The sequence below is a fragment of the Exiguobacterium sp. s130 genome (assembly GCF_018619055.1).
In the GTDB taxonomy this organism is placed as follows: Bacteria; Bacillota; Bacilli; order Exiguobacteriales; family Exiguobacteriaceae; genus Exiguobacterium_A.
The window spans coordinates 525,635-551,391 of sequence record NZ_JACSNI010000003.1; the positions used below are offsets into that span (position 1 = coordinate 525,635).

At 48.7% G+C, this 25,757-nt stretch carries 33 protein-coding genes; 32 read left to right on the forward strand and 1 reads right to left on the reverse strand.

The window, feature by feature from the left end; translation table 11 throughout:
* Positions 1-67 precede the first annotated feature (67 nt).
* The 9 genes from HZS85_RS10355 (at position 68) to HZS85_RS10395 (ending at position 3,690) form a co-directional block, all read left to right on the forward strand.
* Complete coding sequence (locus HZS85_RS10355; protein WP_214855643.1) at positions 68-433, forward strand: Holliday junction resolvase RecU; 366 nt, start codon at positions 68-70, stop codon at positions 431-433.
* A 21-nt stretch (positions 434-454) separates the two neighbouring features.
* Positions 455-631 (forward strand): PDDEXK family nuclease, encoded by a 177-nt coding sequence (locus HZS85_RS10360; RefSeq protein ID WP_214855646.1) that lies wholly within the window; start codon positions 455-457, stop codon positions 629-631.
* A 62-nt stretch (positions 632-693) separates the two neighbouring features.
* Complete coding sequence (locus tag HZS85_RS10365) at positions 694-1,002, forward strand: hypothetical protein (RefSeq protein WP_214855649.1); 309 nt, start codon at positions 694-696, stop codon at positions 1,000-1,002.
* The gene (locus HZS85_RS10370) at positions 999-1,235 is read left to right on the forward strand and encodes a hypothetical protein (protein ID WP_214855652.1); all 237 of its coding nucleotides are present in this window, start codon (positions 999-1,001) and stop codon (positions 1,233-1,235) included. Before HZS85_RS10365 ends, HZS85_RS10370 begins: the two co-directional genes overlap by 4 nt.
* A gap of 46 nt (positions 1,236-1,281) precedes the next feature.
* A complete protein-coding gene (locus tag HZS85_RS10375; protein WP_214855655.1) occupies positions 1,282-1,593 on the forward strand; it encodes a phage antirepressor KilAC domain-containing protein in 312 nt (103 codons plus the stop codon).
* 15 nt (positions 1,594-1,608) lie between these two features.
* Positions 1,609-2,058, forward strand: coding sequence for a replication terminator protein (locus tag HZS85_RS10380; protein ID WP_214855658.1), 450 nt, complete (start codon positions 1,609-1,611; stop codon positions 2,056-2,058).
* 78 nt (positions 2,059-2,136) lie between these two features.
* Positions 2,137-2,850, forward strand: a complete 714-nt coding sequence (locus HZS85_RS10385; protein WP_251137924.1) for a hypothetical protein — start codon at positions 2,137-2,139, stop codon at positions 2,848-2,850.
* A 77-nt stretch (positions 2,851-2,927) separates the two neighbouring features.
* Complete coding sequence (locus HZS85_RS10390; protein WP_214855661.1) at positions 2,928-3,263, forward strand: hypothetical protein; 336 nt, start codon at positions 2,928-2,930, stop codon at positions 3,261-3,263.
* On the forward strand, positions 3,241-3,690 hold the full coding sequence (locus tag HZS85_RS10395; protein WP_214855664.1) for a hypothetical protein: 450 nt from the start codon (positions 3,241-3,243) through the stop codon (positions 3,688-3,690). Before HZS85_RS10390 ends, HZS85_RS10395 begins: the two co-directional genes overlap by 23 nt.
* A 262-nt stretch (positions 3,691-3,952) precedes the next feature.
* Here HZS85_RS10395 and HZS85_RS10400 read toward each other — a convergent pair whose 3' ends face one another.
* Positions 3,953-4,552, reverse strand: a complete 600-nt coding sequence (locus HZS85_RS10400; RefSeq protein ID WP_214855667.1) for a hypothetical protein — start codon at positions 4,550-4,552, stop codon at positions 3,953-3,955.
* A gap of 709 nt (positions 4,553-5,261) precedes the next feature.
* On the opposite strand from HZS85_RS10400, the gene HZS85_RS10405 reads away from it, so the two are divergent.
* The 23 genes from HZS85_RS10405 to HZS85_RS10515 all read left to right on the forward strand — a co-directional run bounded on the left by HZS85_RS10405 (position 5,262) and on the right by HZS85_RS10515 (position 25,748).
* Complete coding sequence (locus HZS85_RS10405) at positions 5,262-6,218, forward strand: SH3 domain-containing protein (protein WP_214855670.1); 957 nt, start codon at positions 5,262-5,264, stop codon at positions 6,216-6,218.
* Positions 6,219-6,241: 23 nt separating this feature from the next.
* Positions 6,242-7,090 (forward strand): hypothetical protein, encoded by an 849-nt coding sequence (locus HZS85_RS10410; protein WP_214855673.1) that lies wholly within the window; start codon positions 6,242-6,244, stop codon positions 7,088-7,090.
* Positions 7,091-7,525: 435 nt separating this feature from the next.
* Complete coding sequence (locus HZS85_RS10415) at positions 7,526-7,822, forward strand: hypothetical protein (RefSeq protein WP_214855677.1); 297 nt, start codon at positions 7,526-7,528, stop codon at positions 7,820-7,822.
* A gap of 400 nt (positions 7,823-8,222) precedes the next feature.
* Positions 8,223-8,819 (forward strand): hypothetical protein, encoded by a 597-nt coding sequence (locus HZS85_RS10420; protein WP_214855679.1) that lies wholly within the window; start codon positions 8,223-8,225, stop codon positions 8,817-8,819.
* Positions 8,797-10,587: a phage terminase large subunit family protein gene (locus HZS85_RS10425; protein WP_214855682.1), complete on the forward strand. Its 1,791-nt coding sequence runs from the start codon at positions 8,797-8,799 to the stop codon at positions 10,585-10,587. The genes HZS85_RS10420 and HZS85_RS10425 overlap by 23 nt, the downstream gene beginning before the upstream one ends.
* Before the next feature lies 1 nt (position 10,588).
* A complete protein-coding gene (locus HZS85_RS10430) occupies positions 10,589-10,816 on the forward strand; it encodes a DUF6148 family protein (protein WP_214855684.1) in 228 nt (75 codons plus the stop codon).
* A 16-nt stretch (positions 10,817-10,832) separates the two neighbouring features.
* Positions 10,833-12,410: a phage portal protein gene (locus HZS85_RS10435; protein ID WP_214855686.1), complete on the forward strand. Its 1,578-nt coding sequence runs from the start codon at positions 10,833-10,835 to the stop codon at positions 12,408-12,410.
* On the forward strand, positions 12,400-13,470 hold the full coding sequence (locus HZS85_RS10440; protein ID WP_251137926.1) for a head maturation protease, ClpP-related: 1,071 nt from the start codon (positions 12,400-12,402) through the stop codon (positions 13,468-13,470). Before HZS85_RS10435 ends, HZS85_RS10440 begins: the two co-directional genes overlap by 11 nt.
* Complete coding sequence (locus HZS85_RS10445) at positions 13,467-13,841, forward strand: head decoration protein (RefSeq protein WP_214855689.1); 375 nt, start codon at positions 13,467-13,469, stop codon at positions 13,839-13,841. The genes HZS85_RS10440 and HZS85_RS10445 overlap by 4 nt, the downstream gene beginning before the upstream one ends.
* 15 nt (positions 13,842-13,856) lie before the next feature.
* Positions 13,857-14,891: a major capsid protein gene (locus HZS85_RS10450; RefSeq protein WP_214855691.1), complete on the forward strand. Its 1,035-nt coding sequence runs from the start codon at positions 13,857-13,859 to the stop codon at positions 14,889-14,891.
* A 2-nt stretch (positions 14,892-14,893) separates the two neighbouring features.
* Entirely contained in the window at positions 14,894-15,268 is a 375-nt protein-coding gene (locus HZS85_RS10455) for a hypothetical protein (RefSeq protein WP_214855693.1), read from the forward strand.
* A 9-nt stretch (positions 15,269-15,277) separates the two neighbouring features.
* Positions 15,278-15,598, forward strand: coding sequence for a hypothetical protein (locus HZS85_RS10460; protein WP_214855696.1), 321 nt, complete (start codon positions 15,278-15,280; stop codon positions 15,596-15,598).
* On the forward strand, positions 15,595-16,161 hold the full coding sequence (locus HZS85_RS10465; RefSeq protein ID WP_214855700.1) for a phage tail protein: 567 nt from the start codon (positions 15,595-15,597) through the stop codon (positions 16,159-16,161). Before HZS85_RS10460 ends, HZS85_RS10465 begins: the two co-directional genes overlap by 4 nt.
* Positions 16,158-16,640: a hypothetical protein gene (locus tag HZS85_RS10470; protein ID WP_214855703.1), complete on the forward strand. Its 483-nt coding sequence runs from the start codon at positions 16,158-16,160 to the stop codon at positions 16,638-16,640. Before HZS85_RS10465 ends, HZS85_RS10470 begins: the two co-directional genes overlap by 4 nt.
* Positions 16,637-16,951 carry a hypothetical protein gene (locus HZS85_RS10475; RefSeq protein WP_214855705.1) on the forward strand — a complete coding sequence of 105 codons (315 nt, stop codon included), beginning with the start codon at positions 16,637-16,639 and terminating at the stop codon, positions 16,949-16,951. Before HZS85_RS10470 ends, HZS85_RS10475 begins: the two co-directional genes overlap by 4 nt.
* Entirely contained in the window at positions 16,951-18,402 is a 1,452-nt protein-coding gene (locus tag HZS85_RS10480; protein WP_214855707.1) for a phage tail sheath family protein, read from the forward strand. Before HZS85_RS10475 ends, HZS85_RS10480 begins: the two co-directional genes overlap by 1 nt.
* On the forward strand, positions 18,402-18,920 hold the full coding sequence (locus HZS85_RS10485) for a phage major tail tube protein (protein ID WP_214855709.1): 519 nt from the start codon (positions 18,402-18,404) through the stop codon (positions 18,918-18,920). The genes HZS85_RS10480 and HZS85_RS10485 overlap by 1 nt, the downstream gene beginning before the upstream one ends.
* A 31-nt stretch (positions 18,921-18,951) precedes the next feature.
* Complete coding sequence (locus HZS85_RS10490; protein WP_214855711.1) at positions 18,952-19,296, forward strand: hypothetical protein; 345 nt, start codon at positions 18,952-18,954, stop codon at positions 19,294-19,296.
* A gap of 171 nt (positions 19,297-19,467) precedes the next feature.
* Positions 19,468-23,373, forward strand: coding sequence for a transglycosylase SLT domain-containing protein (locus HZS85_RS10495; RefSeq protein WP_214855713.1), 3,906 nt, complete (start codon positions 19,468-19,470; stop codon positions 23,371-23,373).
* Positions 23,374-23,385: 12 nt separating this feature from the next.
* On the forward strand, positions 23,386-23,643 hold the full coding sequence (locus tag HZS85_RS10500) for a tail protein X (protein WP_214855715.1): 258 nt from the start codon (positions 23,386-23,388) through the stop codon (positions 23,641-23,643).
* The gene (locus tag HZS85_RS10505; RefSeq protein WP_214855718.1) at positions 23,640-24,662 is read left to right on the forward strand and encodes a phage late control D family protein; all 1,023 of its coding nucleotides are present in this window, start codon (positions 23,640-23,642) and stop codon (positions 24,660-24,662) included. Before HZS85_RS10500 ends, HZS85_RS10505 begins: the two co-directional genes overlap by 4 nt.
* Complete coding sequence (locus tag HZS85_RS10510) at positions 24,662-25,066, forward strand: phage baseplate assembly protein V (RefSeq protein WP_214855721.1); 405 nt, start codon at positions 24,662-24,664, stop codon at positions 25,064-25,066. Before HZS85_RS10505 ends, HZS85_RS10510 begins: the two co-directional genes overlap by 1 nt.
* 19 nt (positions 25,067-25,085) lie before the next feature.
* Complete coding sequence (locus HZS85_RS10515) at positions 25,086-25,748, forward strand: phage tail protein (RefSeq protein ID WP_214855724.1); 663 nt, start codon at positions 25,086-25,088, stop codon at positions 25,746-25,748.
* The last annotated feature ends 9 nt before the right edge of the window (positions 25,749-25,757 follow it).

Genomic DNA, 25,757 nt, shown 5'->3' on the forward strand with positions numbered 1-25,757 from the left:
GGTGAATCGAATGAGCGTGCCAAGGACTTAGCTGATCTCTCATATCTCTACCCACAGGAAGGAATGCATGTATCTGACACACGTGAACTACAAGAACCGCGGCAAGCGCTTCGAGACGATGCTCGACAACACGATCCGGACGTATGCCTTACAAAAACGAGCGCACTTCCGCAAGACGTTCCCAGAAGTGAAACTCCTACTCGGTCCTAAAGGGCAGGTACGGAAATACTGGTTCGAGCGATCCGGCGGACTCGATTATATCGGACTGTACGCCAACCGCTTCATCAGCTTCGATGCGAAGTCGACGCAAAGTAAGACCTCGTTCCCACTCGCAAACGTCGAGGTCCATCAATTCGACGAACTGCGCCGGGTGCAGGACTACGGTGGCATCAGCTTCCTGTTGATCCACTTCGAGACACTCAACGAGACATAATACCTGCCTGCCAATGACGCCTTGGACTGGGCGAATCAGACCGAACGGAAGTCGATTCCCTACGAGTGGTTCAAAAATCACACGAAACGTGTCCTGCAAGGTCGTCAGGTCCTTCTAGACTACTTAGCCATCATCGACCTCCGCATCGAGCAGGAACAGACGTTCGAGACGCGAGAATCGACAGGCACAGTCGAGTGAACACGAGTCAGTCAGCAGAACGGCGGAAATGAACAAATTCATCATGAAACGGGGAGACACACATGATCACAGCAGAAAAGAGTCTTCGACGGGGGCGGTTATACGTCGAGGACACGTATCTAGAACTCGGGGTAAGCGGTACGGTCGGACAACGCACGATCCTCGTCGAAGCGATGGCGTTACTCGACCGGGCACTAGAAACGGAACGGACGGAGAGCGAGTATATGCAGCAGTTCGAATCCGCGATCCAACGACTCGAACAACTCCTGAACGACATGCACGGCATTCGATTCAACAAGGATCGGACATTCACGCTGCAGTTGGTCACTACCTTACGTCAAATCTCAAGCGGCGAAGAGGTGAGCGCATGAAACAGGGGCGATACAAGGCATGGACGGTCGTCGAACTGGTCGCTCTCTCACATCTCATCAAGTCAGGGAAGGCAGCCGGCGGAGCATTGTTCGACCATGCAGCGCGATACGATCGCTCCCACGCCAGCGTCCGCTCCATGAGCCACAAGTTGCATAAGACCGGCACGTGGCAGCACTGGATCAAGGTCAACACGCAACCGAGTCCACCGACGACACTGAACACGCCAATCTAATATTTCGACTACCGTACTTTCAACCCAAAAAGGAAGGGTGCCGCTCATGAAGATGCCAAAGGACCTACAACTCGAACACATCATGTCGAGCGGAAAGATGATGACGACGACAGCCGTCGCCCGGGAATACGGGATGACTGCTCGAAAGCTGAACCAGCTACTCGAGACAGCCGGCATCCAGCGCAAGGTCAATCGGAACTGGGAACTGTGTACCGCGCATCAACAACGCGGACTCGTCACGATCAATGAGTTTCCTTTCATGCATGCGAACGGGCAACTGGATGCGACCGTCACGATGAAATGGACGCAGATCGGACGACTCCTGATCCATGACATCATCCACAACCAATCAAACTAATCGGAGGTAATCACCATGTCACAACCTAAAATCAACCTGAATGAGTTCGCGAACGGCGCACTCGCTGAACGTGTCAACATCGCTATGAACGAGGTCTACGCGAACATTGCGGACCAGAACACGGATCCGACGAAGAAACGCAAAGTCGTCATCACGATGGTCTTATCGGCAGATGAAGAACGCGACCTCGCGATGGTCGACATCGAAGTCAAGACGACGTTGACACCAGCACGGTCGGTCGGTTCGAAGATCATCATCGATACGAATGCTGCAGGTCAGGTCGTTGGTCAAGAACTCAAGTCGGGTTCACCTGGACAGATGATGATCTCGCCAGACGGTGAAATCGTCAATGATGTCGGAACACCGATCGATATGGTCGAACAGGTACATGAACTAACAGATGTCAAGCTGATTCAAAACGGGAACGTCATCGACTTACGCACACCATCATCCGCACAGCAGTAATGCCTGCACTCACGATTCGAACGACGGATTCACCCGATACATCAATCAACCAAATCCAACACAAAGGGAGATACACACATGTCATTACTCAAAGACGCTTTCAACTGGATCAAGGATCACGGTCAATTCCAAACTACACTGGTACACGGTCGCACGGTTTCCGACCGTGACCTCCACGCCATCACAGCACCGACAGCAAGTGCGTTGAAAGTTCATACACTGACGGCACTCGTCGAGTACATCCAAAGCGAATTCGATACGAACGAACCGTTGCTTATCCATATCAAGAGTCCAGAGACGGTCGTCGTCATGAGCAAACTGAACAGTGATCAAAATCGAAACCACTTCATTCAGGCTGACGCTTATATCCCATCGTTCCGTTTCGACTCGTACTATGACGCAGAAGACATCAACATCAAGCTACAGTCCATCTTCGTGCCGAACAAGGATCAAGCACTGATCCTGAAAATCGTCGGTAATATCAAAGAGGACAATGTCCGGACAGCAGGAGACGACGGCATTTCGCAAGCGGTCACGATGAAAACAGGCGTCGCGACGGTTGCTGACGTCAAGGTCGTCAATCCCGTGACGCTTGCACCATACCGGACGTTCATCGAGGTGGATCAGCCGGAAAGTAAGTTCGTCCTTCGAATGCAGAACGGTCCACGAGTCGCTTTATTCGAAGCAGATGGTGGTGCATGGAAGAACGAAGCCATCCGGAACATCGAAGATTACTTGATGGAAGCCCTATCCGAATACAACGAAGCGGATAAGCTCACGATCATCGCCTAAATCATCTACCAGCCGAACATGCCAGGCGAACGTCCTGGCTGTTCTTCATTACAACGTTCAGAAAGTGGGATTGAATCATGTTATCGCAATGGCTACTCATCATCACACTCGTCTTCCTATTTGGCTTACTCCTGATTGGTTTGATCAAAGGACTGATCGAAGAGAAGAAACAGCGGAGAGCGAAGAAGAACACAGCAAACGACCGCGTGTTCGAAGAGACGTTCACACGACTCCGCGAAGAGACGGAAGCGAAGCGGACGGAAATCAAGCAGACGTTCCGGGCACAACCACCGATTAAAACACGCACGACATCCACGAGAGAAACACTCTACTGTCCTCCAATCCAGACGGAGGATTACACCACTAACCATTCACAGGGGGATTCAAGCGATGGGTCATACTCGACTGATTGATCACATGTCGCACAATACAGCGATTCAACGGTTAGACAAGCGGACAGAACCCGCTGCACCAGAAGAGATGAAACGGTATTTCCATCATCCCTACGGTATGGCGTACTACATCGACGGTGAATGGGTACCGTGTCCAGGATATGAGGAATCATCTGCCGTTCCAATTTCGATCCGGGAACGACCACGAAAGACGACGCTTGAGACATGGCGTCCGAAGAAAAAAGAAGTGGTGAAGAACACGAGCAATCAAAAGATGCCAGTACCACCTCGAGATGTACTCGATCAACTGGTTGAGAAAAAGGGAATGTCAGTCGCGGCCATCGCTAAGCGATACCGAAGCCATCCGACGACTGTGAATAATTGGTTTAAGTTTCACGAACTAGATACACCAGCAGTCCGGAAAAAGAAGCGGGGGAAACAATCATGATACTGACAGTCGCTACGTGGGTCAGAGAAGCAATCGAAGTTTGATCAGCATGTATTGGATTAATACGCATTGACGGAATTACTGATTTGAGAATGGATGACGGCATACCGTGTCGAAGCAGCGGAATGCATCAACGAATTGAAGGGTGCTTGGAAGTGGCGGACCGATCTGGTACCACGCTATATTTATAAAGCACATCTTATTATTAGAGTACGACAACACCCCTTAACTACTATGTTAGGGGGTGTAATAGTGTTGTTCTTTATTTGGTTATCAGTGCTTTGTTTGCAGGCACACCTTCATGCATAGTTCCTTTTACTGTTCCAGCACCTACATCTACGATGATTGATTCCCACTGTTGAGATACATTGTGATCTTCTTTATCGAACTGTCCGTATGTAACTAAAGGCATACCACCCACAACATGCAAACCAGTGCCGTCGTTTAGATCAACTACTAAGAAATTAGCATCTTCTACTTTTGAAACATCCTCTTTAAAAAACTTAAGTAAGTTTTCTTTAGTTGCAAAACTCTTATCTGAATTGATAAGGGCATATTCACCAATCCGTTCTGTTCTTGTTCCATTCATTAGCGGACGTATTTGGATATTACCTAATGACGTCTTTGTACTTGAAGCCTCTTTTTTAGTAGTCTCTTTTTTCTCTACTTTCTCTACTTTCTTTACTTTTTCTTTATTAGCTTCTTTTTTCGGTGCATCTTTTTCTTCCGCTTTTTTAGTTTCCGTAGTTTTTACGGTTTCTTTAGCAGTTTCTTTTGTTTTAGCAGTTTCATCTTCACCAAAAATAAGTGAAGCTACTACAAAAAGAAATACAGCTAGCAAGACCCAGTATCTTTTTTTCATCAATCATTACCTCCTATTATTTTCCTACAAACACTCTAACATTGTTTGAGTTGTGATAATAGCCTATATCTATTTATGTAAGGGGCATATAGCCCCTTTTTGCTGTTATCCGAGTAAATGCGTCATGTAATAAACCATGCCGAACAGGTGGCATAAAAATGTCACTGTTACAAACACAGCCTTACCAACGATTTCACCGAGATTCTTCTTGTTTTCTCGCATAAAATCACACCCTTTCATTAGCGTTGATGTATCCTACTGCTACTGAAAGGGAAATAAATCCTTTAGAATCGGTTATTACGTTCTAGCACGTCGTACATATAGTATAAAAAGCTACGCGATTATCATATTCGGAATAACGATGAGTTGAAACGATTCAGTCGTGCTGCAGTCGATGCCAAGACAGAGACAAACTTGGAACGCATTTTGTTTGGTTACTGAAGATGGGGGGATCTACTACGAAAAAGGTGGCGCGAAAGAGAATCGCGTCACCTAGGCTGTCGATATATAGGATTATTAAAAACCTGCTTAGGATTTGAGTAGGTTTTTTTTGTATTAACCAGGATTAAAATAGTTCTACCTACTTTTATAAAAGGAAATACAAATATCAAATAAGAATATCTTAAAGATATTTAACAATTTTTAGAATTATACCGATAATAATTAGGTTGATGTTGGAAAATAACTAAAAGGTGTACAGGAGGCAATCATGATTAAAAAGTTAATTAAAGAAACGATGAAACTCAGAATGTTAAAGTTTGGTTTAGCAATACTTACAGTATCATCAATTTTTCCGTTGAAATCAGTATCGGCATTGAACACGAATGACTATGTAACTAATTGTAGTATGACGATTAATGCGAGCAAAAATATTAATGATAACTTTGCAAATGCTTCTGGGGAATGCAAAGAGGAAATTTACGGCTATTACTCTCCATCAGCTAAAGTTTTTCGTGTGACAGGAGCATACACTGGTCAAGTAAAAGATGGACAAGTTAAAGAAATTACATTAGCACAAAGTACAAAGTATGTATCCGCTTATCTTACAATCCATACAGTAAATGATTCGAAAAAAACCGTTGAATCGTTTAAACCATTCAAAGGAATTACGAATATAAAAGCAATTATTTGGGATGGAAGTGCAAAAGGAAGTAAGAAAATCGTTGAGTTACCAGCTAAAACAAAAATTGAAGTTCAATCACTAAAGTCGAATCGTTATTCGTTTACTTACAAAGGAAAAATTCGATGGATTGATAAGGTGAACGTGGATCAAGTATTTTCTGATTTTGTAGTCGAAACGACCAGTTCGTTGAATGTGCGGTCCGGCCCATCAGTTAAAGGTAAAATTGTTGGAACCTTGAAGAAAGGCACTAAGGTGACGATAAAAAGTTCAAAAGACGGATGGTATAAAATCATTCATAAAGGAAAAGCAGCATACATCTCATCTGTTTACACTAAAAAAGTAGTTGTCTTCAAAGAATTCAAAGTTAAAGTAACTAATTCATTAAATGTCCGATCACAAGCATCAACAAATGGAAAAATCGTTGGCATATTAAAAGTTGGAACGATTGTCAATGTGAAAGCCTCTAAAAATGGATGGTACACAATAACATTTAATAACAAACGAGCATTTATTTCGAAAAAATATACAGGTCAAATTAATTAAATAACTCTAAAGGAGCGATGAGTATGAAAAAATATAAGGTTGTTTTATTTATTCTTCTTATTCCAGCAGTTCCGTTATTAGTATCTTACTTGATGGAATCGTCATTTATGGATATAGGATCTCAAAAAGCAGAATCATGGATGGGCTTTTGGGGAGGATATTTAGGGGCAATCTTAGGAATTATCGGTGCTATGATTGCAGCATCTCTTCAAATAAAAAGTCAAACTAATCAAATTGTATTGGCGGCAGAAAAGAATGATGAGTTAGAGCGAAATAGAATATATACAAATATGCAAATTGAAAAGAACGTTGGAATACATAAAGAATTTATTGAACTGAAGAGAGTCATGCTTAACTATAAAAGCTATATAGATGAACTCGTAGAAAAGCAAAGAAGTGAACTAGTAGCTACTGAGTACTATCACTCAGAAATTAGTAAAGTTCTTCAAATAAGTAAAGAAAATGGACAAGAAGATTTAAGTACTGAACAAAGAGATTATTTGAAAATGCATCAAAATTTGACAGATGAAAAAAAAGAGACTATTGAAAAGATAAAACGGACAATACTTCTTGATTTATTGACTATTTCTTCACTCACTTCTTCCATAAGTTCTAATTCAATTTTCTTTATAAAAAATCATGCTTACACTAAAGGAATGAACGAATTGATAGATGTAATTAAAACTGAAGTTGAAGTATCAAATGAATATTTAATCACAAGTATATTAATAAAAAATCATGATACAGCTGTTGCTTTTCAATCAAAAAGAAATATCTTTTTTGACTCCGTATATATGGAGAAATTAAAAGTTATTGAAAATAGTTATCCTGAGTATTCCAAACAATTAATTGATGATTTATTTACGAATTGATTGAAGAATTTAATAATTACTTTCGAAGTGTACAAGCATATTAAGAGATATTTATGTCTATAAATAATTTTTATATCAAAATGGATTATTGAAGTTTATATTTTTAAGTTTAGTATCAAAAAATTGATACAACTTTAATACTCTTTTGATACAGTGTTGATACGATTCCTTGACGGATTGGTGCTATGCTAGGTACGTGGAATGAAGCGGGCGCGGCTCAGGTTGCGTTGTTCTGCAAAGATATCTAGTACCGTAAATGATTGAACGAAACGCCCTGAAGCGGACAGGGCGTTTTTTGGTGCCTGTAATTATCCTGGCGAGAAGAGGTCCCCGTCTCATCCGTGTAGCATACCTGTGGTCTTACCCCAGTCCCGCTCGTCTGCTACATGCTCGCTCGGATAGTTATGTGTACCAACCTAACAGGAGGCGATAGGCATGCAGGGACAAACAGATATTAATAATGTATTCAAACGTGGCATTGCAGTAATCAAGGCAGTGTGGGGTCGTATCAAGCGTGCGCTTCACTGGATCTTAGAAGGGATACGCAAGCGAGCGCAAGTGATGACGACGTCATCCATGCGACGTACCGTTGACGCGAAGTGGGAGCAGACATGGAAGAAGTCACGCATGATGCATCCACATGCGATGCTCATAGTGGTGAAGAAGAATGGTCGAGCACATCAAGACCGACGACGCATGATGAAGCGAGCACGTTCGACGCTCAAGTCGTGACCGGTTCGTCCCTTGCTAATGGCGCATGATGGATCAAACACATTCAATCAGGTCTGGCGACCGAACCATCATACACGGATCAGTATCATGTGCCTCTAGCAGGGGATCATCCCTGCATCATGCATTCCAACCTCTGGGAAGACGCCTTCGGGCGTCTTTTTGTATGTTGCAAAGCGATCGTGACGGACGTGGACCGCTTTCATGATTGCTTTGGAGCATATAGACAGAAAGAAACGTCATGTTTAGCCGGCAAGGGGGTGCTTTGGGTCCTCCGACGGTATAAAAAGTGTTACGGGTGCGTGCGAGCCCGAAAACGCGCTAGTTTCATTCTGAAAAAGGTCGTTTCGCTTTCGCATTTGAAATCTTGGGAAATAATTTTTAGAGAGTGGGTGAACCGTTGGTGCGTAAGGAATCAGACAATCAGGTGTCTGTCGTCACGACAGCGCAAATAAGCGAAATTCTCGACGTATCGACGCGTCGAATTCAGCAATTAGCGAAAGAAGGTGTTCTCGTTCGCGTTTCGCATGGCAGTTTTGACTTAAAAGCTTCCATCAAATCGTACATTGAATTTCGTATTTCAAAGGAACAAGAGGACGATGAACTGGATAAAACGACCGAAGAAGCGTTGTGGACACGGGCGAGACGGCAGAAAACGGAGCTTGAATTGCAGATCATGCGCGGTGATTTACACCGTTCAGAGGATGTAAAACGAGTCATGAACGACATGATTGGGGCATTTCGAGCAAGAATCCTGTCGATTCCGTCTAAATTCGCACCACAATTGGTCGGAAAGACGGAAATTCCGCCGATCAAGGCGATTTTGAAGAATGCAGCATTCGAAGCGCTCGAGGAACTGACGGAATATGATCCGGTGGCATTTTACGACATGAGCAAGGATAAACTACTCCTCGATGATGACGAGGATATCGAAACGAAGATAGATGACATTGAATCGGATGGAGAGTCGGTGCCTCGTGGCCGCCAAACGAAGAAGTAAGAATACGGAAGCGTTATTTCGTGACATCATACGCAGCACGCTACCACCTCCACCGGATCTTACCGTTTCTGAATGGGCGGACGCCTATCGTAAGTTGTCATCGGAATCCTCGGCAGAGCCGGGACAATGGCGAACAGATCGAGCACCGTACCAACGTGCCATCATGGATGCCGTCAATGATCCGGAACTCGAAAAGATCGTCATCATGTCGAGTGCCCAGGTCGGAAAAACAGAACTGATCCTGAATACGCTCGGGTACCATATTGACTTTGACCCGGCACCGATCATGATCATGCAGCCGACAGTCGCACTCGCACAAAGTTTCTCGAAAGAACGACTGGCGCCGATGATTCGCGATACACCAGCCATTAAAAATAAAGTCTCGGACGCTAAGAGCCGAGACAGTGGGAACACGACGTTGCAGAAATCGTTTCCGGGTGGTTACGTTGCAATGGTCGGAGCCAATGCCCCAAGTGGACTGGCGTCACGACCAATTCGAATCCTGCTCGCCGATGAGATTGACCGGTTTCCTGTTTCGGCAGGGACGGAGGGTGATCCGTTATCGCTTGCTGAGAAACGGACGAACAACTTCTATAACCGGAAAAAGATTTTCGTCTCGACTCCGACCAACAAAGGAACATCACGGATCGAAGTTGAGTACGAACTCAGCACGAAAGAACGCTGGAATCTAGCATGTCCGTCTTGCGGAGAATATCAGCCGTTAAAATGGGCACAAATCATCTTTGATTCACATTCGGCTGCCTGCGAACATTGTGGAGCGGTCCACAACGAATACGAATGGAAATCGCAACCCGGTAAGTGGGTGCAAGAGAACCCTGGCGCACGTAGCCGGGGTTTTCATTTGAACGAACTTGTCTCCCCGTGGAAGAAATGGCATGAAATCATCGCAGAATTCCTCGAAGCGAAGAAGAAAGGGCAGGAAGCGATGAAAGTATGGGTCAATACGTCGCTCGGCGAGACATGGGAAGAAGAGGGCGAAGCAATCGATGCGGACGGACTGGATGGACGACGTGAACGGTATGTTGCGGAAGTGCCGGAAGGCGTCAGTATCTTGACGGCTGCCGTCGATACGCAGGATGACCGGTTCGAAATCGAAGTCGTCGGTTGGGGACGTGGCAAAGAATCATGGGGCATCGAGTACCAAGTCATCTATGGCGACTTGAATCAGCCCCAGATCTGGAACGACCTCGATGAATACCTTTCGCGGACATGGTCTAAACAGGACGGTAGACGGTTCGGAATCAGCTGCACCTGCATGGACTCCGGTGGTCACTTCACGCAAGAGGTCTATCGGTTCACGAAAGCCCGTGAAACCCGTCGGATTTATGCCATCAAAGGGAAATCGGCGAAGCCGGGTGACTACACCCCACTCGTTGCCGGTTATTCGCGCACGAAGTTGTCAAAAGCTATCCTTGTCAGTCTCGGTGTCGATGACGGGAAGGCACGGATCATGTCCAACCTTCAACTCGAAGAAGCGGGTCCGAACTATTGTCACTTCCCAGAAGGACGCGGGTACGGAACGGAATACTTCAAAGGACTCACGGCGGAACGTCTCGAGACACGGTACGAAAAAGGGATTCCATACAAGGTATGGCGTAAGGTCAGAAACCGAAACGAACCACTCGACGTTCGCGTCTATAATATTGCCGCCTTAGAGATCCTGAACCCGAACTTGGAGAAAGAATATGCCATCGGGACGGTCAAACGTAAGAAGAAACGACGGAAGTCGACGAGAGGAGTGACGTGATGTGGAAGAATTGATGCCAATAGAACGAGCCCGGTTACATCTGGATGCGTGGTACAAAGCAGAATTAGCTGTCTCGACAGGACAGAGTTATACGATCGGATCACGTTCATTGACGCGAGCGAACCTCAAAGAAATCCGAGGACAGATTGCGTACTGGGAAAAGCGGGTCGGTGCGATGCAAGGTGTCCGGCGAAGACGTGCGAAACGGTTTATTCCACGTGACTTATGAAAGGAGGGAATGTTAGGTGAACCTAATTGACAACATGATCAGTTATTTCAATCCACGTGCTGGACTGGAACGAACGTTGGCGCGTAAGAAGCAAGCGGTTCTGAACGAAGGTTACGGAAATCATGGCGCTAGCGGGAAAAAGAACAGCATGATTGGTTGGTTGACGAATAGCGGATCAGCACTCGAAGACATCGAACGTAACATTCCCACCTTACGGGAACGGTCACGCGACTTGTACATGGGAGCACCATTAGCGACAGGTGCACTTAAAACATTACGGACGAACGTCATCGGATCCGGACTGAAGCTGAATGCGCAAATCGATGCTGATTTCCTCGGGATGACCCGAGAGCAAGCGGACAAGTGGGAAACGAAGGTCGAACGCGAGTTTTCGCTTTGGGCAGACTCGATTCATTGCGATTCACAACGCATGAGTAACTTTTATCAACTGCAACAACTCGCCTTCCTCTCATGGATGATGAGTGGTGACACATTTTGTATGCTCCCGTTGATTCCACGTAAGAACATGCCATATGACTTACGTATCCAATTGATTGAAGCGGATCGGGTCAGTGATCCGAATCAGTTCGTCTCCTTGACTGACACGAAAGTCGTCAATGGGGTCGAAATCAATTTAACCGGTGAAGTCGTCGCCTATCACATCGCGGATCGACATCCGAATTCGATTGCAGGTGCCATCAATAAGTGGACACGCATCGAGAAGTTCGGCAAGAAGACAGGACGTGCAAACGTCTTGCATTTGATTGAGCTGGAACGACCGGAACAACGACGTGGCGTTCCAGTCTTAGCACCTGTCATCGAGACGATGAAACAACTTGCCCGATACAGTGATGCGGAATTAATGGCAGCGGTCATCAATGCCTTTTATTCGGTGTTCATCACGACGGATGGAGATAGCGAGACCGATGATTTCGGAAGCATCGCTCCGGAAGACGAACTTGCTGGAAGCGATGAGACACAAATCGAGCTCGGTACCGGAACAGTGAACTTCCTAGCAGAAGGAGAAAAGGTCCAAGAAGCGAGTCCGGGACGACCGAATGCCAACTTCGACGGGTTCGTCACGGCGATGTGCCGGCAAATCGGCGCGGCTCTCGAAATCCCGTATGAAGTCCTGATGAAGAACTTCACATCATCCTATTCAGCCTCGCGTGGGGCATTGCTTGAGGCATGGAAGATGTTCAAGATGCGCCGGCAATGGATGGCGGATTCCTTCTGTCAGCCGATCTACGAAGAGTTCTTAGCCGAAGCGGTCGCCAAAGGGCGTATCGATGCTCCTGGATTCTTCACGGATCCACTGATTCGCAAAGCATATACCCAAGCAGAATGGAATGGTCCTTCGCAAGGACAACTCGATCCCCTGAAAGAAGTGAATGCCGCTGAGAAGCGCGTCAACAATGGCTTCACGACACGGACACAAGAAACGGTCGCTTTAGGTGGCGGGGATTGGTTCCGTAATCATGAATTGCGGGTCGCAGAGGAACGCTTACGTCGCGAAGGCAATCTCATGACAGACGCCAGTGGGCAACTGGTGATGACAGAGGACGAGAAGGGAGGTGAACAAGATGAAAATTAATATCAAAGGACCTATCATTCCGACGTCAAGTCAATGGATCTACGATTACTTCGAGATGGAAGCGACGAGCCCGAAACGGGTAGCAGATTTGATTGAGCAAGCGAACGGTGAGGCACTCGATATCGAAATTAACAGTGGTGGCGGATCTGTCTTTGATGCATCGGAAATCTATCATGCCTTGAAAAGCTATGCTGGGGAGGTCACAGTCACGATCGTTGGTCTAGCGGCTAGTGCGGCATCCGTCATTGCGATGGCCGGTAAGGTCGTTCGCATCACTCCGACGGCGCAGATGATGATTCATAACGCTTCGACGATTCAAATGGGAGACCATCGCGATATGCAGCACACGGCAGAATTCTTGAAGAATACGAACAAGACGATTGCTGCAGCATACCGGTTGAAGTCGGGCAAGACGGACGAGGAATTGCTGGCATTAATGGACGAAGAGACATGGTTCACGGCAGAACAGGCGTTAAAGAATGGTCTGGTCGATGAAGTGTTATTCGATAGTCCGATTCAAGCCGTCGCTTCGACGGACTCGATCACGTTGCCTCAAGCATTCATCGACAAGATTCGTAATGATACCCGGTTCCGACCGGATGCACAGACCAATAAACCAGTAGCATCGACGACACCGTCGAATCAGAAGGAGGGCAATTCGAACATGGAATTAGAAGAGTTGAAAAATGAACACCCAGCACTATTCGAACAAGTCATCGCACTTGGACGAGCGGAAGGTGTCACAGCAGAGGGCAAGCGTATCGAAGCCATCGACAGTTTGAAGAAACCGCAAGACATTTCAGCGGAAGCCTTCAACGAAATCATTCATGACGCGAAGTTCGTGTCTAACGCTACTGCAGGTGACACGGCAATGAAGATCTTGAACAGCGCGTCACTCAATGCGCAACAAGCGAAAGACCATTTTTTGGAGAACGTAACGAAAGATGCATCCGACATGAACAAGGTGCCAGGCGGCGATGCATCGAATCAACATGCAACGAAAGACGACGAACAAGTCAATGACATTGTCTCGGCATTCGGAGGAGGGAAACGAGCATGAAAAAATTAATCGAGACGGTCGATCAATCCAATTCGGATGAGTTGATCTATGACACGACACACCCGTTATCAACCAAGGGTGTCGAACTCAAGTTGAATCAAGGTGTCTTGTTACGCGGGACGGTACTCGGTATCGTCACGGCGACAGGAAAAGCGGTACCGGTCGATAAAGACGCGGCGGACGGATCGAACAAAGCAGATTGCGTCCTTGCGAATGACGTCGACACGAACACGACAGGCACGCTCGTCGAAGTCGCCTATTCATCGGGAAGTTTCAACCGCAAAGCGATGTTCGTCGGTGCCGGTGACGTCGTCGAGGATCATGAACTACGTTTACGAGAAGTCGGAATTTATCTCAAAGATAAACTTTAATTAGGAGGAACTAACATGCCGTTGTACAAAACGCTCACGTTGCTGAAAGCAGCAGAACAAATGCCACCCGTGCGTTCATTCTTGAAAGACACGTTCTTCCCAGGTGTCGAGACATTCGTCACGGAGGAAGTATTGCTCGATGTTAAAAAAGGATCACAGAAGATGGCACCATTCGTCGCGCCACGCGTCGGTGGAGTCACGATTGAACGTGAAGGATTCCGGACAGATAAATACAAAGCACCACGTATCGCGCCACAACGTCCGGTGACGATTGATGACATCTCGTCTCGCGGATACGGAGAGAACGTCATCAGCACGAAGACACCCGCGCAACGTCAATCGGAGATCGTCGCGAAGGACATGCAAGAATTCGATGAGATGATCAGCCGCCGGGAAGAATGGATGGCTGCACAAATCCTCTTCTACGGAAAAGCCATCCTCAAAGGATACACGGACTCGGATGACAAACGCTTCGTCGAACAGATGCTCGACTACTCGTTCACGAACAAGGAAGAGCTCGTCGGTGCAGAACAGTGGGGCGCAGGTGGCGACATCTACGCGCAAATCGAAGAATGGCGTCTAGACCTCATCCAAAAGACGGGTGTCGCTCCGACGGTAATGGTTCTCGGTCGTACAGCGATGCAAAAGCTTCGCAACGATGAAAACATGCGGAAGCTCCTCGACATCCGGAACATGAACTTCGGCGAACTGAAGCCGAGTGTCCAAGCGGATGGTACGACGTTCATTGGTCGTCTCGCTGAGTTCGGTCTCGACCTGTACACGTACGATGCGTGGTACAAAGATGAATTAGGCGTAATGAAGCCATTCGTTCCACAAGATCACGTTCTGCTCGGAACACCGAACCTCGGTACGTTCGTCTATGGAGCGGTCACCCAACTCGAAGACAAAACGTTCAAGACATACGAAGGATCACGCGTCCCGAAAATGTGGGCAGATGAAAATGCGGAAGCGGTCATGATGCGCTTGTCGAGTCGCCCGATTCCGAAGCCGAACGACATCGATGCGTGGTTCTCAGCGAAGGTGGTGTAAGCATGACGAAACTTAAATTCACGACAGGTGTTCGCTTCCAAGGGAAACGATATCCAGTTAACGCAGTCGTCGATGGCTTCTCGAAAGAGGAGACGGAAGTGCTCGTCTCAGGTGGACTTGCGTTCGTCGTCGGTCTACCGAACGAATCCGAAGCGGACGACGGTGCAAGTAATCCGGGCAAATCATCTGCCTCTCCGGTGGACGAAGAAGCACTCGTGAAAGAACTCGACGCGAACTGGACGCTCGAAGAACTAAAGACGGATGCCCTTCTTCACGAGGTCGACTTAGACAAGGTGACGTCGAAAAAAGCAGCCATCAAAAAGATCATCGAAGAAGGAAAAGCGGATGCGTTTCTTGCGATGCTTGAAGACGAGTAAGGTCATGTCATGAGTATGTTCAAGGAACAGATCACAGCGGATTTATTCGGGACCTTTTTCAACGTGGAGGAATTCGCAGACGAAGTGATCATCGGTGTCGATACCCTCCCGGTCGTGTTTGATGAATATGCACTAGAAAAATACAACTTCAAAGCAGATGGCGAGGGGCTTACACGTGGTGAGCTCCTTTTTTATGCGCCAAGCGCCTTGTTTACGAAACGTCCGTTCCGAGGGCAGCGGTTGCTCATCAAGAACGTCAGCTACTCCATCATGGAATTGAGAGAGTCCGCTGGTGTCTACACGATCGTACTTGAAGGGATGATGTCATGAGACCGACCATCAACGTCAACGAGTCCGTCACGGATGAGGTGAAGCGGCGACTAGGTGCCTTCGAGAAGAAAGCCCCGCAAGTCGTCGCCTCTGCCTTGAACCGTGCCATGACGAACGTCGCGACGAACATCAGCAAGGAAACGCGGAAGAGCTATCACATCAAGGCGACGGACATCAAGAAGACGATTTCGAAAACACGTGCGACACGTGCCAACATCGATGCCATCGTCGTCAGTCGCGGCAATCTGATTCCACTCGACCGGTTCAAGGTATCCCCGAGGAAAGTGTCACCGAACCGAAAGACACCGATTAAGGCAGCCGTCAAGAAGACGGGTGCCAAGAAACTGAAAGGCGCCTTCGTTGCTGATGTTCATGGCATCAAGGTCTTCAAGCGGCAAACGGACCGCCGGTTACCGATTGATCGGTTGTTCGGTCCGTCGGTGCCACAGATGCTCGATAATGACGTCAACCGGAGACAAATCAACATCGAAGGACGCAATACCTTCTATCGCCGGTTGGATCATGAAATCGACCGCATCTTGAGTAGGGGGTTACAAGAATGATTCCGATTGGTTTACAAAAGACCCTCGAAGACCGGTTACGGCTATTGTTCGCTGACAACCTCTTTCCGACACCGAGCGGAGAGGCGGCGCCCGTCACGATTCACAAGCAACGCCTTCCGGAGAAGACGAGTGAGGAAGATTCACCGTTCCCGTTCATCATCGTCAAGATGATTGAAGGGAGTGGGCAGACGGAACAGGTCCAACCGATGTCGAAAATCGGTTTGATCGTCGGGACGTTCGATGCGTTTGATACCTCAGGCATCTCGAGCAACGACGGATACATCGATCTCGTCCGAATCATGAACGACATCGAGGAAGACTTGACGAATTCCCCAGTCATCGACGGGAAATACGAACTGGAACTTCCCTTAAAATGGCGAATCAACGAAGAAGATACCGACCCGTATTTCATCGGTGTCCTCGAATTAGACTTTGCAACACCAAATCACACGAGAACGGATGTGGAATCTCTCTTATGAGCACACGAAAAGACAAACAAGTCGATGTCGAGCAAGTCGACGTCGCACCAGTGGATGTACCGGAAGTGCGTGAACAAGGGGTCACGTTGATTTATGTCGGCCCAAGCTTGAAGACGCTTCAAAAGTACTCCGTCTTCCAAAACGGACTACCCCTACATGTCGAAGAACATATTGCGAAATGTCCGGAGATCCGCGGTCTCTTGATTCCGGTCGACCAACTAGCGGCATCAGAGCAATCCGCAAAAGAGATGGGCTCGAAAGAAGCTATCTTATCGCAAGCCATTTCAGCATACGCAGGGAGTGAACAATAATGCCTTACGAACACGGAATTAACCTACTGGAAAACCCGACGTCCGTCACACCACCGATCACAGCGGATTCGAGCATCCAAGTCGTCATCGGAACAGCGCCAATCCACCTGACAGCGGATCCGACGGCAGCGGTCAACAAGCCGATTCTCGCGTACACGCGGAGTGCGGCGGTCGATAAACTCGGGTACAGCGACAACTTCAGCGCATTCACGTTATGTGAAGCGATCTATGCTTCATTCCAGGTCGTCTCTGTTGCTCCCGTCGTTTTCATCAACGTCTTGGACCCAGCCGTCCATAAAGTCAATGTCCCGTCGCATCCATTGACGCTCGTCGGTGGAAAAGGTGTCGTTGACGTCGAGGGTGTCCTATTGAGTTCGATTGTCGTCAAACAGAACACGACGACGCTTGTTAAGAACGTCGATTACATCATCGCCTTCAATAAAGACGGCAAACCAGCGGTGACACTCCTCAGTACGGTCGTCCCGGCGAATGCTACCTTGACGCTTGCGTTCGATAAACTGGATCCGTCACTCGTCACAAAAACTGACATCATCGGTGGATATGACGCCATCACGAAGAAATACAAAGGGGCGGAGTTGATTCGTTCCGTCTATCCGATGTTCAACGTATTGCCAGGACTAATCCTCGCACCGGGTTGGAGTCACATCCCGGAAGTCGGCATCATCCTCGACGCGAAAGCGAAGAGCATCAATGGAACGTTCAAGGCGATGGCAATCTGTGACTTGAACAGCGATACGGTCAAGTCGTATGAAGACGTGTCAGCGTGGAAAGAGACGAACGGTTATACGAGTGAGTATACGATCGCTTGTTGGCCAATGGTCAAGATTGGTGACCGACAATTGCATTTCTCGAGCGTTTACGCAGCGACGATCGCATCGATCGATGCCCGGAACGATTCAGTTCCATTCGAATCTCCATCGAACGAGCGGTTCCCGATCACAGCTGCAGTCCGAAAAGATGGCGTCGAAGTCTACCTCGATCAACTCGAAGCGAACCATCTCAACGGCAGCGGCATCGTCACGGCATTGAACTGGAACGGCTGGAAGACGTGGGGGAACAATACCGCGGCGTACCCGAACACGACCGACCCGAAAGACCGCTTCATCGCCATCCGCCGCATGTTCAACTGGTGGGGCAACACATTCATCCTGACGTACTTCCAGAAAGTCGATGACCCGACGAACTTCCGTCTCATCGAATCAATCGTCGACAGTGAGAACGTCCGCGCGAACGGCTATGTCGCTCGTGGTCAGATTGCCGGTGCGGTCATGGAGTTCCGCGAAGAGCTCAACCCGGTCACGAACATCCTAAACGGCAAGATCGTCTTCATCCAACGGTTCGCGGCGTTCCCACCAGCGGAACAAATCACGAACATCTTGGAGTTCGATCCGACGATCTTAACTAACGCATTATTTGGAGGAGGGCAATAATGAGTAATCCAATCCCTGAAAAAATCGTCAACTATAACGTCTATGATGACACGAACAAACTCGTCGCCGTCACAGGCGAAGTCACGTTACCGAACCTCGAACCGCTCACGGAGACCGTCTCCGGAGCGGGGATTCTCGGGGAGTATGACAGCGTCTCTATCGGACACTTCGGTCCGATGTCCATCGAACTGCAGTTCCGGGCATTGCTTGATAAATCATTCGACCTGCAACGAAACAAGAACCGCTCGATCGTCCTGCGTGCAGCGCAACAGAGTTATGATCTCGCATCGGGCGTCGTTTCTTTCCGTGGTCTGAAAATCACACTCAAAGGGCAACCGAAGGGATTGAACCCCGGGAAAATCGGTGTCAACGTCCAAACGGAGACGACGAGCGTCCTTGAAGTCATCTACATGAAAATCGAGCTGAACGGTAAAGTCCTGCTCGAGCTCGATAAAATCAACTTCGTCTACAAGCTTAATGGAGAAGACCAGCTCGGCGGCATGAAAAAACTGATCTAAAAACTAACCAGACAGAGGAGAATGATTTGCGATGAAAGATACTACTACGTTAGAAACACCAGTCGATGCAACACAGGAGCCAATCGAAAAGAAGGAAGGCGTCATCGTCTTCAAAAAGCCATACGTCTTCGAAGGGAATACGTACGCATCGATCGACTTATCGGGTATCGAAGACCTGACAGGAGAGGATCTATTGGAAGCGGATCGCGTTTATTCTGCCGGCGGCAACATGTCACCAATTCCGGAACTGTCGATGGGATATGCGTTTGCCATCGCCGCGAACGTATTGAAGCAACCAACACAGTTTTTCGACAAACTGCCGGCAAAAGAAGCCATCATCGTCAAGAATACGGTGATCACTTTTTTGAACGCCTAGGCATCATTGAAACACAGAACTATCGACACTATATCAAGGTGACCGGACGGATCGTACGTAAAGTATGCATCCGTCTTTCTTCTGCCTTGCATACGAGTGTCGAGTATTTTTTGAAGTTACGTTTGCATGAGCTGAGTGACTTCGTGACAGACATGAAAGAGGTGAGCAAGGATGGCTAGTCCACGGGTATATGAGATTGCGTTCCACTTAGCAGGGCAGGTCAATTCCTCGATGCGCGCCGCTTTCAGCTCTGCGCAACGTCAGATCTCACGCTTAGAAGAAAAGACGGAGGACGCGCGGGACAAGATGGCTAAGATGTCCACTACGACGTTGAAAGCCGTCAGTGCCGTTTCAGCGATCACGAACGCCTTAGGTGGCGTCACCGCGATGACCGCCCCAGTCGTCGCAGGTGTCGGTGCTGTCGGAGCATCGTTTGCGGCAGCAGGAGCTGGTGCCGCTGCGTACGGTCTCGTCGCGACAGCTGCGCTCCGTAAAGTATTCGATGCAGCAGACGAAGTGAAAAAAGCAGAAGACAAGATCGCCAGTGCCGATACAGCGGAAGAGCGGAAGAAAGCCCAGCAAGAACTGGCAGCCGTCTATGCAGACATGAGCAAAGCGCAACAAGGCGCACTGAAGAACCTGCAGAGTTTCAAGAAGTACTGGAAAGGATTCGTCACGAGCTTCGAGGAGCCGATCTTCAAAGGCTTTGCGACGTCACTCTCGATCGCGAAGCAAGGACTTGAACTGATGAAACCGACGATTCATAACGTCAGTGGCGCGGTGAACGGATTGCTGAAGGACATGCAGACCAACCTCGGTTCGAAGGACATGAAGAACATCTTCAACTGGATTTCGGAAAGTGCGGCAGGTTCACTCGTCGCGTTTATGAAGACGATCGGTCATACGACACAAGGGTTGTTCAGTCTGTTGCAAGCCTTTACGCCGATCACGGCATCCGTCGAAAGCGGAATGGTCGGAGCGGCACGAGGCTTCTCACAATGGGCAGCGAGTCTATCGAAGTCGGAAGGATTCAAGACGTTCATCGAATACGCGAAACAGAACACGCCGACGTTCCTGAGTCTACTCGGGAATCTAGGCGGTATTTTAGGTGGTGTCATCAAACAGGTCGCGCCACTCGGTCCAGCAGTCTTGACCGGACTCGATGCCCTGACCGGGCTAATCAGTAAGGCGTTGAATGCCGGGATTGCCATCAAGAGTTTTGCGCAAGTCATCCAAGAAATGGTCACGGGATCGACCGGGCAGTTCGATTCTTTGCGCTCTCGCGTGACGAGCGTCCTCCAAAACATTGCTCCGACGTTCCGCGCACTGGGTGCGCAAGCGTTGAGTGCGTTCCGAGGCATTGCATCGGTCGCGACGCAAGCCTTCATGACGCTGTATGCCTTTTGGCAAAATAACGGTTCGATGATTGTCTCGGCCGTATCGAACGTGCTTAAAACGGTCGGCGCGGTCATTGGCGGAATCATCGGCGTTGTCCGGACGATTTTGTCGGTTTTGAAGCCGATTTTTGTCCAAATCGGAACGTTCATCATGAGTGTCGCACGCCAAATTTTGTCGTTCTGGGCGACGGATGGTGCGCAAATCGTCCAAGCGGTTCAGAATGTGTTTTCCGGAATTTCAAAAATCATTCAGTTTTTGGCACCGGTTATCGTCCCGATTTTGATGTCGATTTGGAAAAACGTGCAGGGCGTCATCCAGGGTGCGATTAACATGATCATGGGAATCGTGCGGATTTTTGCTGGATTGTTCACGGGTGACTTTTCGAAAATGTGGCAAGGTGTTAAGCAACTCTTCTTCGGAGCAATCCAATTTGTTTGGAACTATGTGAACTTGATGTTTCTCGGACGAATCATTGGTGGCGTCAAGGCAATGGGTCTCGGCATGGTCACCAGCATCAAGGCGTTGTGGGTCTCGATCAAGGCATGGTTCACTCGCGGAATAGATGATGCGTTTCTGTTGATGAGCGGATGGGGCTCGAAAATCGGGCAAGCGTTGGTTCGTTTGAAAACGGGTGCAGTTTCGCAGATTTCCGGCATGTGGTCAGGAATCAAGTCGTTCTTCTCCGCGGGTGCGACTGGTGCGTATAATTTCGTGCTTAGCATGTTCGTCAAGACGATCACGCGATTCCAAAATGCCCGATCAAGTATTGTCGGTATCGTTTTACAACTTTGGAATTCAGTGAAATCTTTCTTTTTGTCCGGAGCAAGTACAGCTTATGGTTACGCAGCGGGTCTTGTTACGAAAGCGTTGCAGATTTTCCGCAACTTGAAATCCAATGCAGTTAATACAATCATGCAACTTTGGAGCTCGATAAAGTCGTACTTTTTGTCAGGCGCGAACGCAGCCTATGGCTATGCTTCTGGTCTAGTTTCAAAAGCACTTCGAATTTTTAGCGATCTGAAATCAAACGCGACGACGATCATATCAAATCTATGGTCCGCTATTAAATCCGCCTTTTCTTCAGGTGTAACGTCAGCGCAAAATTTTGTGACGAATATGGGTTCGAAGATCGCCAGTGGATTCCGTAGCGCGAAAGATTCCGCGGTCGCGATTGCTAAATCGATGTGGAGTGGTGTCAAAAAGATTTTTGATGACATCGTCTCTGGAGCACGTGCCTTGCCTGGCAAAATGGGTGAAGGAATTCGAAACATGGCAAGTAAAGCACAATCTGGTATCACATCACTCGGTAACAAATTGCTAAAAGGAATTGGAAAAGTAGTCAATGGTGTCATCAAAGGTTTGAACTGGGCACTTGGAAAAGTCGGTGTGGATATCACGCTCGAACAATGGCCAGTTCCGCAATATGCTCGAGGAACGAAAGGGCACCCGGGTGGTCCAGCCATCCTTGGTGACGGACGAGGTACGAATGCCGGTCCTGAGTTGTACCGTACACCGAGCGGTTTCGTCGGGATGAGTCCAGCGCGCGATACGTTGATGAACCTTCCAAAGGGAACGCAAGTCATCAACGCTCGCGATACACGGATGTTGATGGAGCGGTACAACATACCGACCTATAAAAACGGCACGGTAACGGATGCGTTAAAAACAGCGGGTAGCTACGTCAAGGATAAGGCGACGACCGCAAAAGATTACGCGATGGACAAGGCTGGAAAAGCGAAGGACATTGCGTTTGATGTCTACGATTACGTTTCGAATCCATCGAAGTTGCTGTCAAAGGCGTTAGAAGTCTTCGGCGTCGGGATACCCGATTTACCGAAAAACCTGCATTCCATCGCTAGTGGTGCCTTTTCGATGATCAAAAAGCATGCGACGACGTATCTCAAAGGGAAGTTACCGGACATGTCCGGATCCAGTCTCGGTGCAAAGTTCAACGGACAAGGTGCCGAAATGGCGAAGAAAGCCATCTCACAAGCGTTGATGATGACGAGCAAACCGCTCAGTCTGCTTGGACCGATGATGACGATCGCGCAAAAGGAATCCGGATTCAATCCGAACGCGATTAATGATTGGGACATCAACGCCCAACGTGGTGATCCGTCCGTCGGACTCTTCCAGATCATCAACTCGACGTTCCAACGCTGGAAGTACCCGGGGCATAACAACCGGAGAAACCCGCTTGATTCCGCGCTCGCGGCAATCCGCTACATGGACGGTCGCTACGGTGGCATCATGAATCACCCGGGTATCCGGAGTATGATGCGTGGTGGAGCTTACTTGCCGTATAAGAACGGCGGCATCATCAATCGTCCGCACATGGGGCTTGTCGGCGAAGCCGGTCCGGAAGCCATCATTCCGTTGTCTCCAAGTAAGCGAGGACGTGCAGCGCATCTATTGTCGACGATCGGCTCCCGACTTGGCATGAAAAAAGAACAAGCTGCCAATCCACTTCGGAACTTGTTCACATCGGACGCCGCTCAAACCTCGAATGGGACAGCGAGCGCCCAATTTGTCTATTCGCCTGTCTACCACATCAAAGGTAATGTCGATGAAGCAATGCTCAGACGGATCGACGAGGAGAAGGAAGCAGATTTAGAAGCGAAGTTCATGCGCTGGTTACGGCAACATGAAGCAGATCGCAACCGGACACGGTTTGCATAAGGAGGTGCAGGGATGAAAACCTATGTCACGCTATCGGGCGATACGTTTGATCGGATTGCCCTACGCGAACTTGGAAGTGAATATTTGTTCCCGGAGATCGTAGCGAGTAATCCGCAGCATCGCCTGACGCTCATCTTTTCAGCAGGAGTATCGTTACAGATCCCGGAACCACCGCAAGAAATGGTCTACACGGATGAACCGGAATGGCTCGAAGGGGATGGCGACGCTGAGATGACGGAGCTTCCGCTCTTGGGAGGTGCCTACGGATGAGTGGTGTCGGTAGACGGATTCGACCGGATGTCATCTATGACAATGTCAACGTCACGACAGAGATCGAGGACTTCATCGAAACGTTGTCGTTCCGCGACAACCTGTCAGGTGAGTCCGATAGTCTCAGCTTGACGCTCAGCGACCGCGAAGGACGCTGGAATAATCAATGGCGTCCGAAAAAGGGTTCGGTCTTGAAGGCGTCCTTGCTTGTCTCGACAGGTTGGGACGACCCGAAAGCGAAGTCCCGTTTCCTCGGTATCTTCGAGATTGACGAGCTCGGCATCAACGGACCACCGATGACGTCGACCGTCCGTGGGTTGTCCGTACCTGAAAGCTCTTCGTTACGGAAATCGGGTAAATCCCGTGCCTGGGAGAAGAGTAGTCTGAAATCAGTGGCGGGAGCCATCGCGAAAGCGAACGGCATAACGCTCTATTTCTCAGCAGACGAAAATCCGTCCTATGATCGGATCGACCAGGAAGGACAAACCGATTTGGCATTTCTGATGAAGTTGTGCGGAGATGCCGGGTTGTCCTTGAAGGTCGCGAACAAGAAGATCATTATCTTGGACGAGGAACGCTTGGAAAAGGGAACGAGCGTCATGACCATCTCACGCAAGGATAAAGCACTGAAATCGTATGGGGGCAAGGACGCCTTGACGACGATGTACCGTTCCTGCTCGGTCAAGTATACGGACCCGAAAAAGAAGAAGACCCATCGTTATGTGTTCACACCGTCGAAGGCTCCCGCGACATCGCGCGTCTTGTACGTCAACGAAGAAGTAAAATCATCAGCGGCAGCGGCGACGCTCGCACAAAAGAAACTACGTGAAGCCAACAAGGATGTCATGACCTTCTCGGTCGTACTTGCGGGATTCCTGAATGTGTTCGCGGGTCAAGTCGTGACGCTGAAAGAATTCGGATCGTTCGATGGACGTTACCTCGTCACGTCGATGTCGGCAAGCGTCAGCAAGGGAACGGATACCTCACTCGAATTACGTAAATGCTTGGAGGGATATTGATGCGTCTATTGGATCACGGCTATGTCACGGCCATCTATCCGGATCGTGCGACGGTCCGCGTCAAATTCGAAGACAAAGGGTCTGACGATATCGTGTCGCGTGAACTATCGATGCTCGTCCGCGGGGTTCAAAAGGATAAAGACATCTGGTACCCGGACATTGGAGAACTCGTCTTGTGCGCCTTCTTAGAAGGGACGTCCAAGAGAGGATACGTGCTCGGGAGTGCCTACAATGATGAGGACATCCCACCGACGAACGTGAAGACGAAGCGCCACCTGCAATTCAAGGATGGCTCGTACATCGAATATGATGAGAAAACGAAGAAGATGACGATCAACCTACATCCTGCCGGCGAACTGATCGTCAACGGCACGATCAAGGCGGATGCATTTGTCACGACATGAGTAAGAAGGAGGAATCCGAATGCAGATTGGAAGTTTTGCCGGTGTCGTATTCGAGGTCTCTTCCAAGAAGGCATTGACCTTCGACGACCTATCGCGTTCCAGTAGTGCGAGGTGGGCGGTACACGACATCAATCTGCAGAAACCGCTCCCTGAATTCGTCGGAGCCGGTCAAGAGAGTGTCAGCTTCAAGGTATTGCTCAAAGGATCGCACGGCGTCAATCCGGAATCGACGATGAAGACCTTGCGTGCTTTTCGGGATGCCGGGAAGTATTCCTCGCTGATCATCGGTAGCAAGCCGGTCACGAGCGGTTACTTTTACTTGGAGGACATCCAGGAGACGCATCGGAACATCGACAACAAAGGTGTTTCGCATACGATCGAAGCGACGTTGACGCTGAAGGAATATCCGAAGAACAAGCCGATCCGGAAGAAACCGAAGAAGAAGTCACCTGCGAAAAAACCGACCAAGAAAACGACGACTGGTACGGCGACGGTCAAGGTCGGGATGTTGAACTGCCGGGTCAGTCCGAACTTGAATGCACGCATCGTCCGTGTCTTGCGGAAAGGATACTCATTCAAGGTCTACAAAATCGTCTCGGGTAGTGGCATCAAATGGTATTACCTCGGGAACGGACAGTATGTCTCGGCCGTCTCGACGTATACGAACTTCAAAAAAACTTGATTCGAAGGA

Bases quoted from the DNA above. Each gene is read 5' to 3' on its own strand.
- HZS85_RS10355 (WP_214855643.1), top strand. From the start codon at position 68: ATGTATCTGACACACGTGAACTACAAGAACCGCGGCAAGCGCTTCGAG.
- HZS85_RS10365 (WP_214855649.1), top strand. From the start codon at position 694: ATGATCACAGCAGAAAAGAGTCTTCGACGGGGGCGGTTATACGTCGAG.
- HZS85_RS10370 (WP_214855652.1), top strand. From the start codon at position 999: ATGAAACAGGGGCGATACAAGGCATGGACGGTCGTCGAACTGGTCGCT.
- HZS85_RS10375 (WP_214855655.1), top strand. From the start codon at position 1,282: ATGAAGATGCCAAAGGACCTACAACTCGAACACATCATGTCGAGCGGA.
- HZS85_RS10380 (WP_214855658.1), top strand. From the start codon at position 1,609: ATGTCACAACCTAAAATCAACCTGAATGAGTTCGCGAACGGCGCACTC.
- HZS85_RS10385 (WP_251137924.1), top strand. From the start codon at position 2,137: ATGTCATTACTCAAAGACGCTTTCAACTGGATCAAGGATCACGGTCAA.
- HZS85_RS10390 (WP_214855661.1), top strand. From the start codon at position 2,928: ATGTTATCGCAATGGCTACTCATCATCACACTCGTCTTCCTATTTGGC.
- HZS85_RS10395 (WP_214855664.1), top strand. From the start codon at position 3,241: ATGGGTCATACTCGACTGATTGATCACATGTCGCACAATACAGCGATT.
- HZS85_RS10400 (WP_214855667.1), bottom strand. From the start codon at position 4,552: ATGAAAAAAAGATACTGGGTCTTGCTAGCTGTATTTCTTTTTGTAGTA.
- HZS85_RS10405 (WP_214855670.1), top strand. From the start codon at position 5,262: ATGATTAAAAAGTTAATTAAAGAAACGATGAAACTCAGAATGTTAAAG.
- HZS85_RS10410 (WP_214855673.1), top strand. From the start codon at position 6,242: ATGAAAAAATATAAGGTTGTTTTATTTATTCTTCTTATTCCAGCAGTT.
- HZS85_RS10415 (WP_214855677.1), top strand. From the start codon at position 7,526: ATGCAGGGACAAACAGATATTAATAATGTATTCAAACGTGGCATTGCA.
- HZS85_RS10440 (WP_251137926.1), top strand. From the start codon at position 12,400: ATGAAAATTAATATCAAAGGACCTATCATTCCGACGTCAAGTCAATGG.
- HZS85_RS10445 (WP_214855689.1), top strand. From the start codon at position 13,467: ATGAAAAAATTAATCGAGACGGTCGATCAATCCAATTCGGATGAGTTG.
- HZS85_RS10450 (WP_214855691.1), top strand. From the start codon at position 13,857: ATGCCGTTGTACAAAACGCTCACGTTGCTGAAAGCAGCAGAACAAATG.
- HZS85_RS10455 (WP_214855693.1), top strand. From the start codon at position 14,894: ATGACGAAACTTAAATTCACGACAGGTGTTCGCTTCCAAGGGAAACGA.
- HZS85_RS10460 (WP_214855696.1), top strand. From the start codon at position 15,278: ATGAGTATGTTCAAGGAACAGATCACAGCGGATTTATTCGGGACCTTT.
- HZS85_RS10465 (WP_214855700.1), top strand. From the start codon at position 15,595: ATGAGACCGACCATCAACGTCAACGAGTCCGTCACGGATGAGGTGAAG.
- HZS85_RS10470 (WP_214855703.1), top strand. From the start codon at position 16,158: ATGATTCCGATTGGTTTACAAAAGACCCTCGAAGACCGGTTACGGCTA.
- HZS85_RS10475 (WP_214855705.1), top strand. From the start codon at position 16,637: ATGAGCACACGAAAAGACAAACAAGTCGATGTCGAGCAAGTCGACGTC.
- HZS85_RS10480 (WP_214855707.1), top strand. From the start codon at position 16,951: ATGCCTTACGAACACGGAATTAACCTACTGGAAAACCCGACGTCCGTC.
- HZS85_RS10485 (WP_214855709.1), top strand. From the start codon at position 18,402: ATGAGTAATCCAATCCCTGAAAAAATCGTCAACTATAACGTCTATGAT.
- HZS85_RS10490 (WP_214855711.1), top strand. From the start codon at position 18,952: ATGAAAGATACTACTACGTTAGAAACACCAGTCGATGCAACACAGGAG.
- HZS85_RS10495 (WP_214855713.1), top strand. From the start codon at position 19,468: ATGGCTAGTCCACGGGTATATGAGATTGCGTTCCACTTAGCAGGGCAG.
- HZS85_RS10500 (WP_214855715.1), top strand. From the start codon at position 23,386: ATGAAAACCTATGTCACGCTATCGGGCGATACGTTTGATCGGATTGCC.
- HZS85_RS10505 (WP_214855718.1), top strand. From the start codon at position 23,640: ATGAGTGGTGTCGGTAGACGGATTCGACCGGATGTCATCTATGACAAT.
- HZS85_RS10510 (WP_214855721.1), top strand. From the start codon at position 24,662: ATGCGTCTATTGGATCACGGCTATGTCACGGCCATCTATCCGGATCGT.
- HZS85_RS10515 (WP_214855724.1), top strand. From the start codon at position 25,086: ATGCAGATTGGAAGTTTTGCCGGTGTCGTATTCGAGGTCTCTTCCAAG.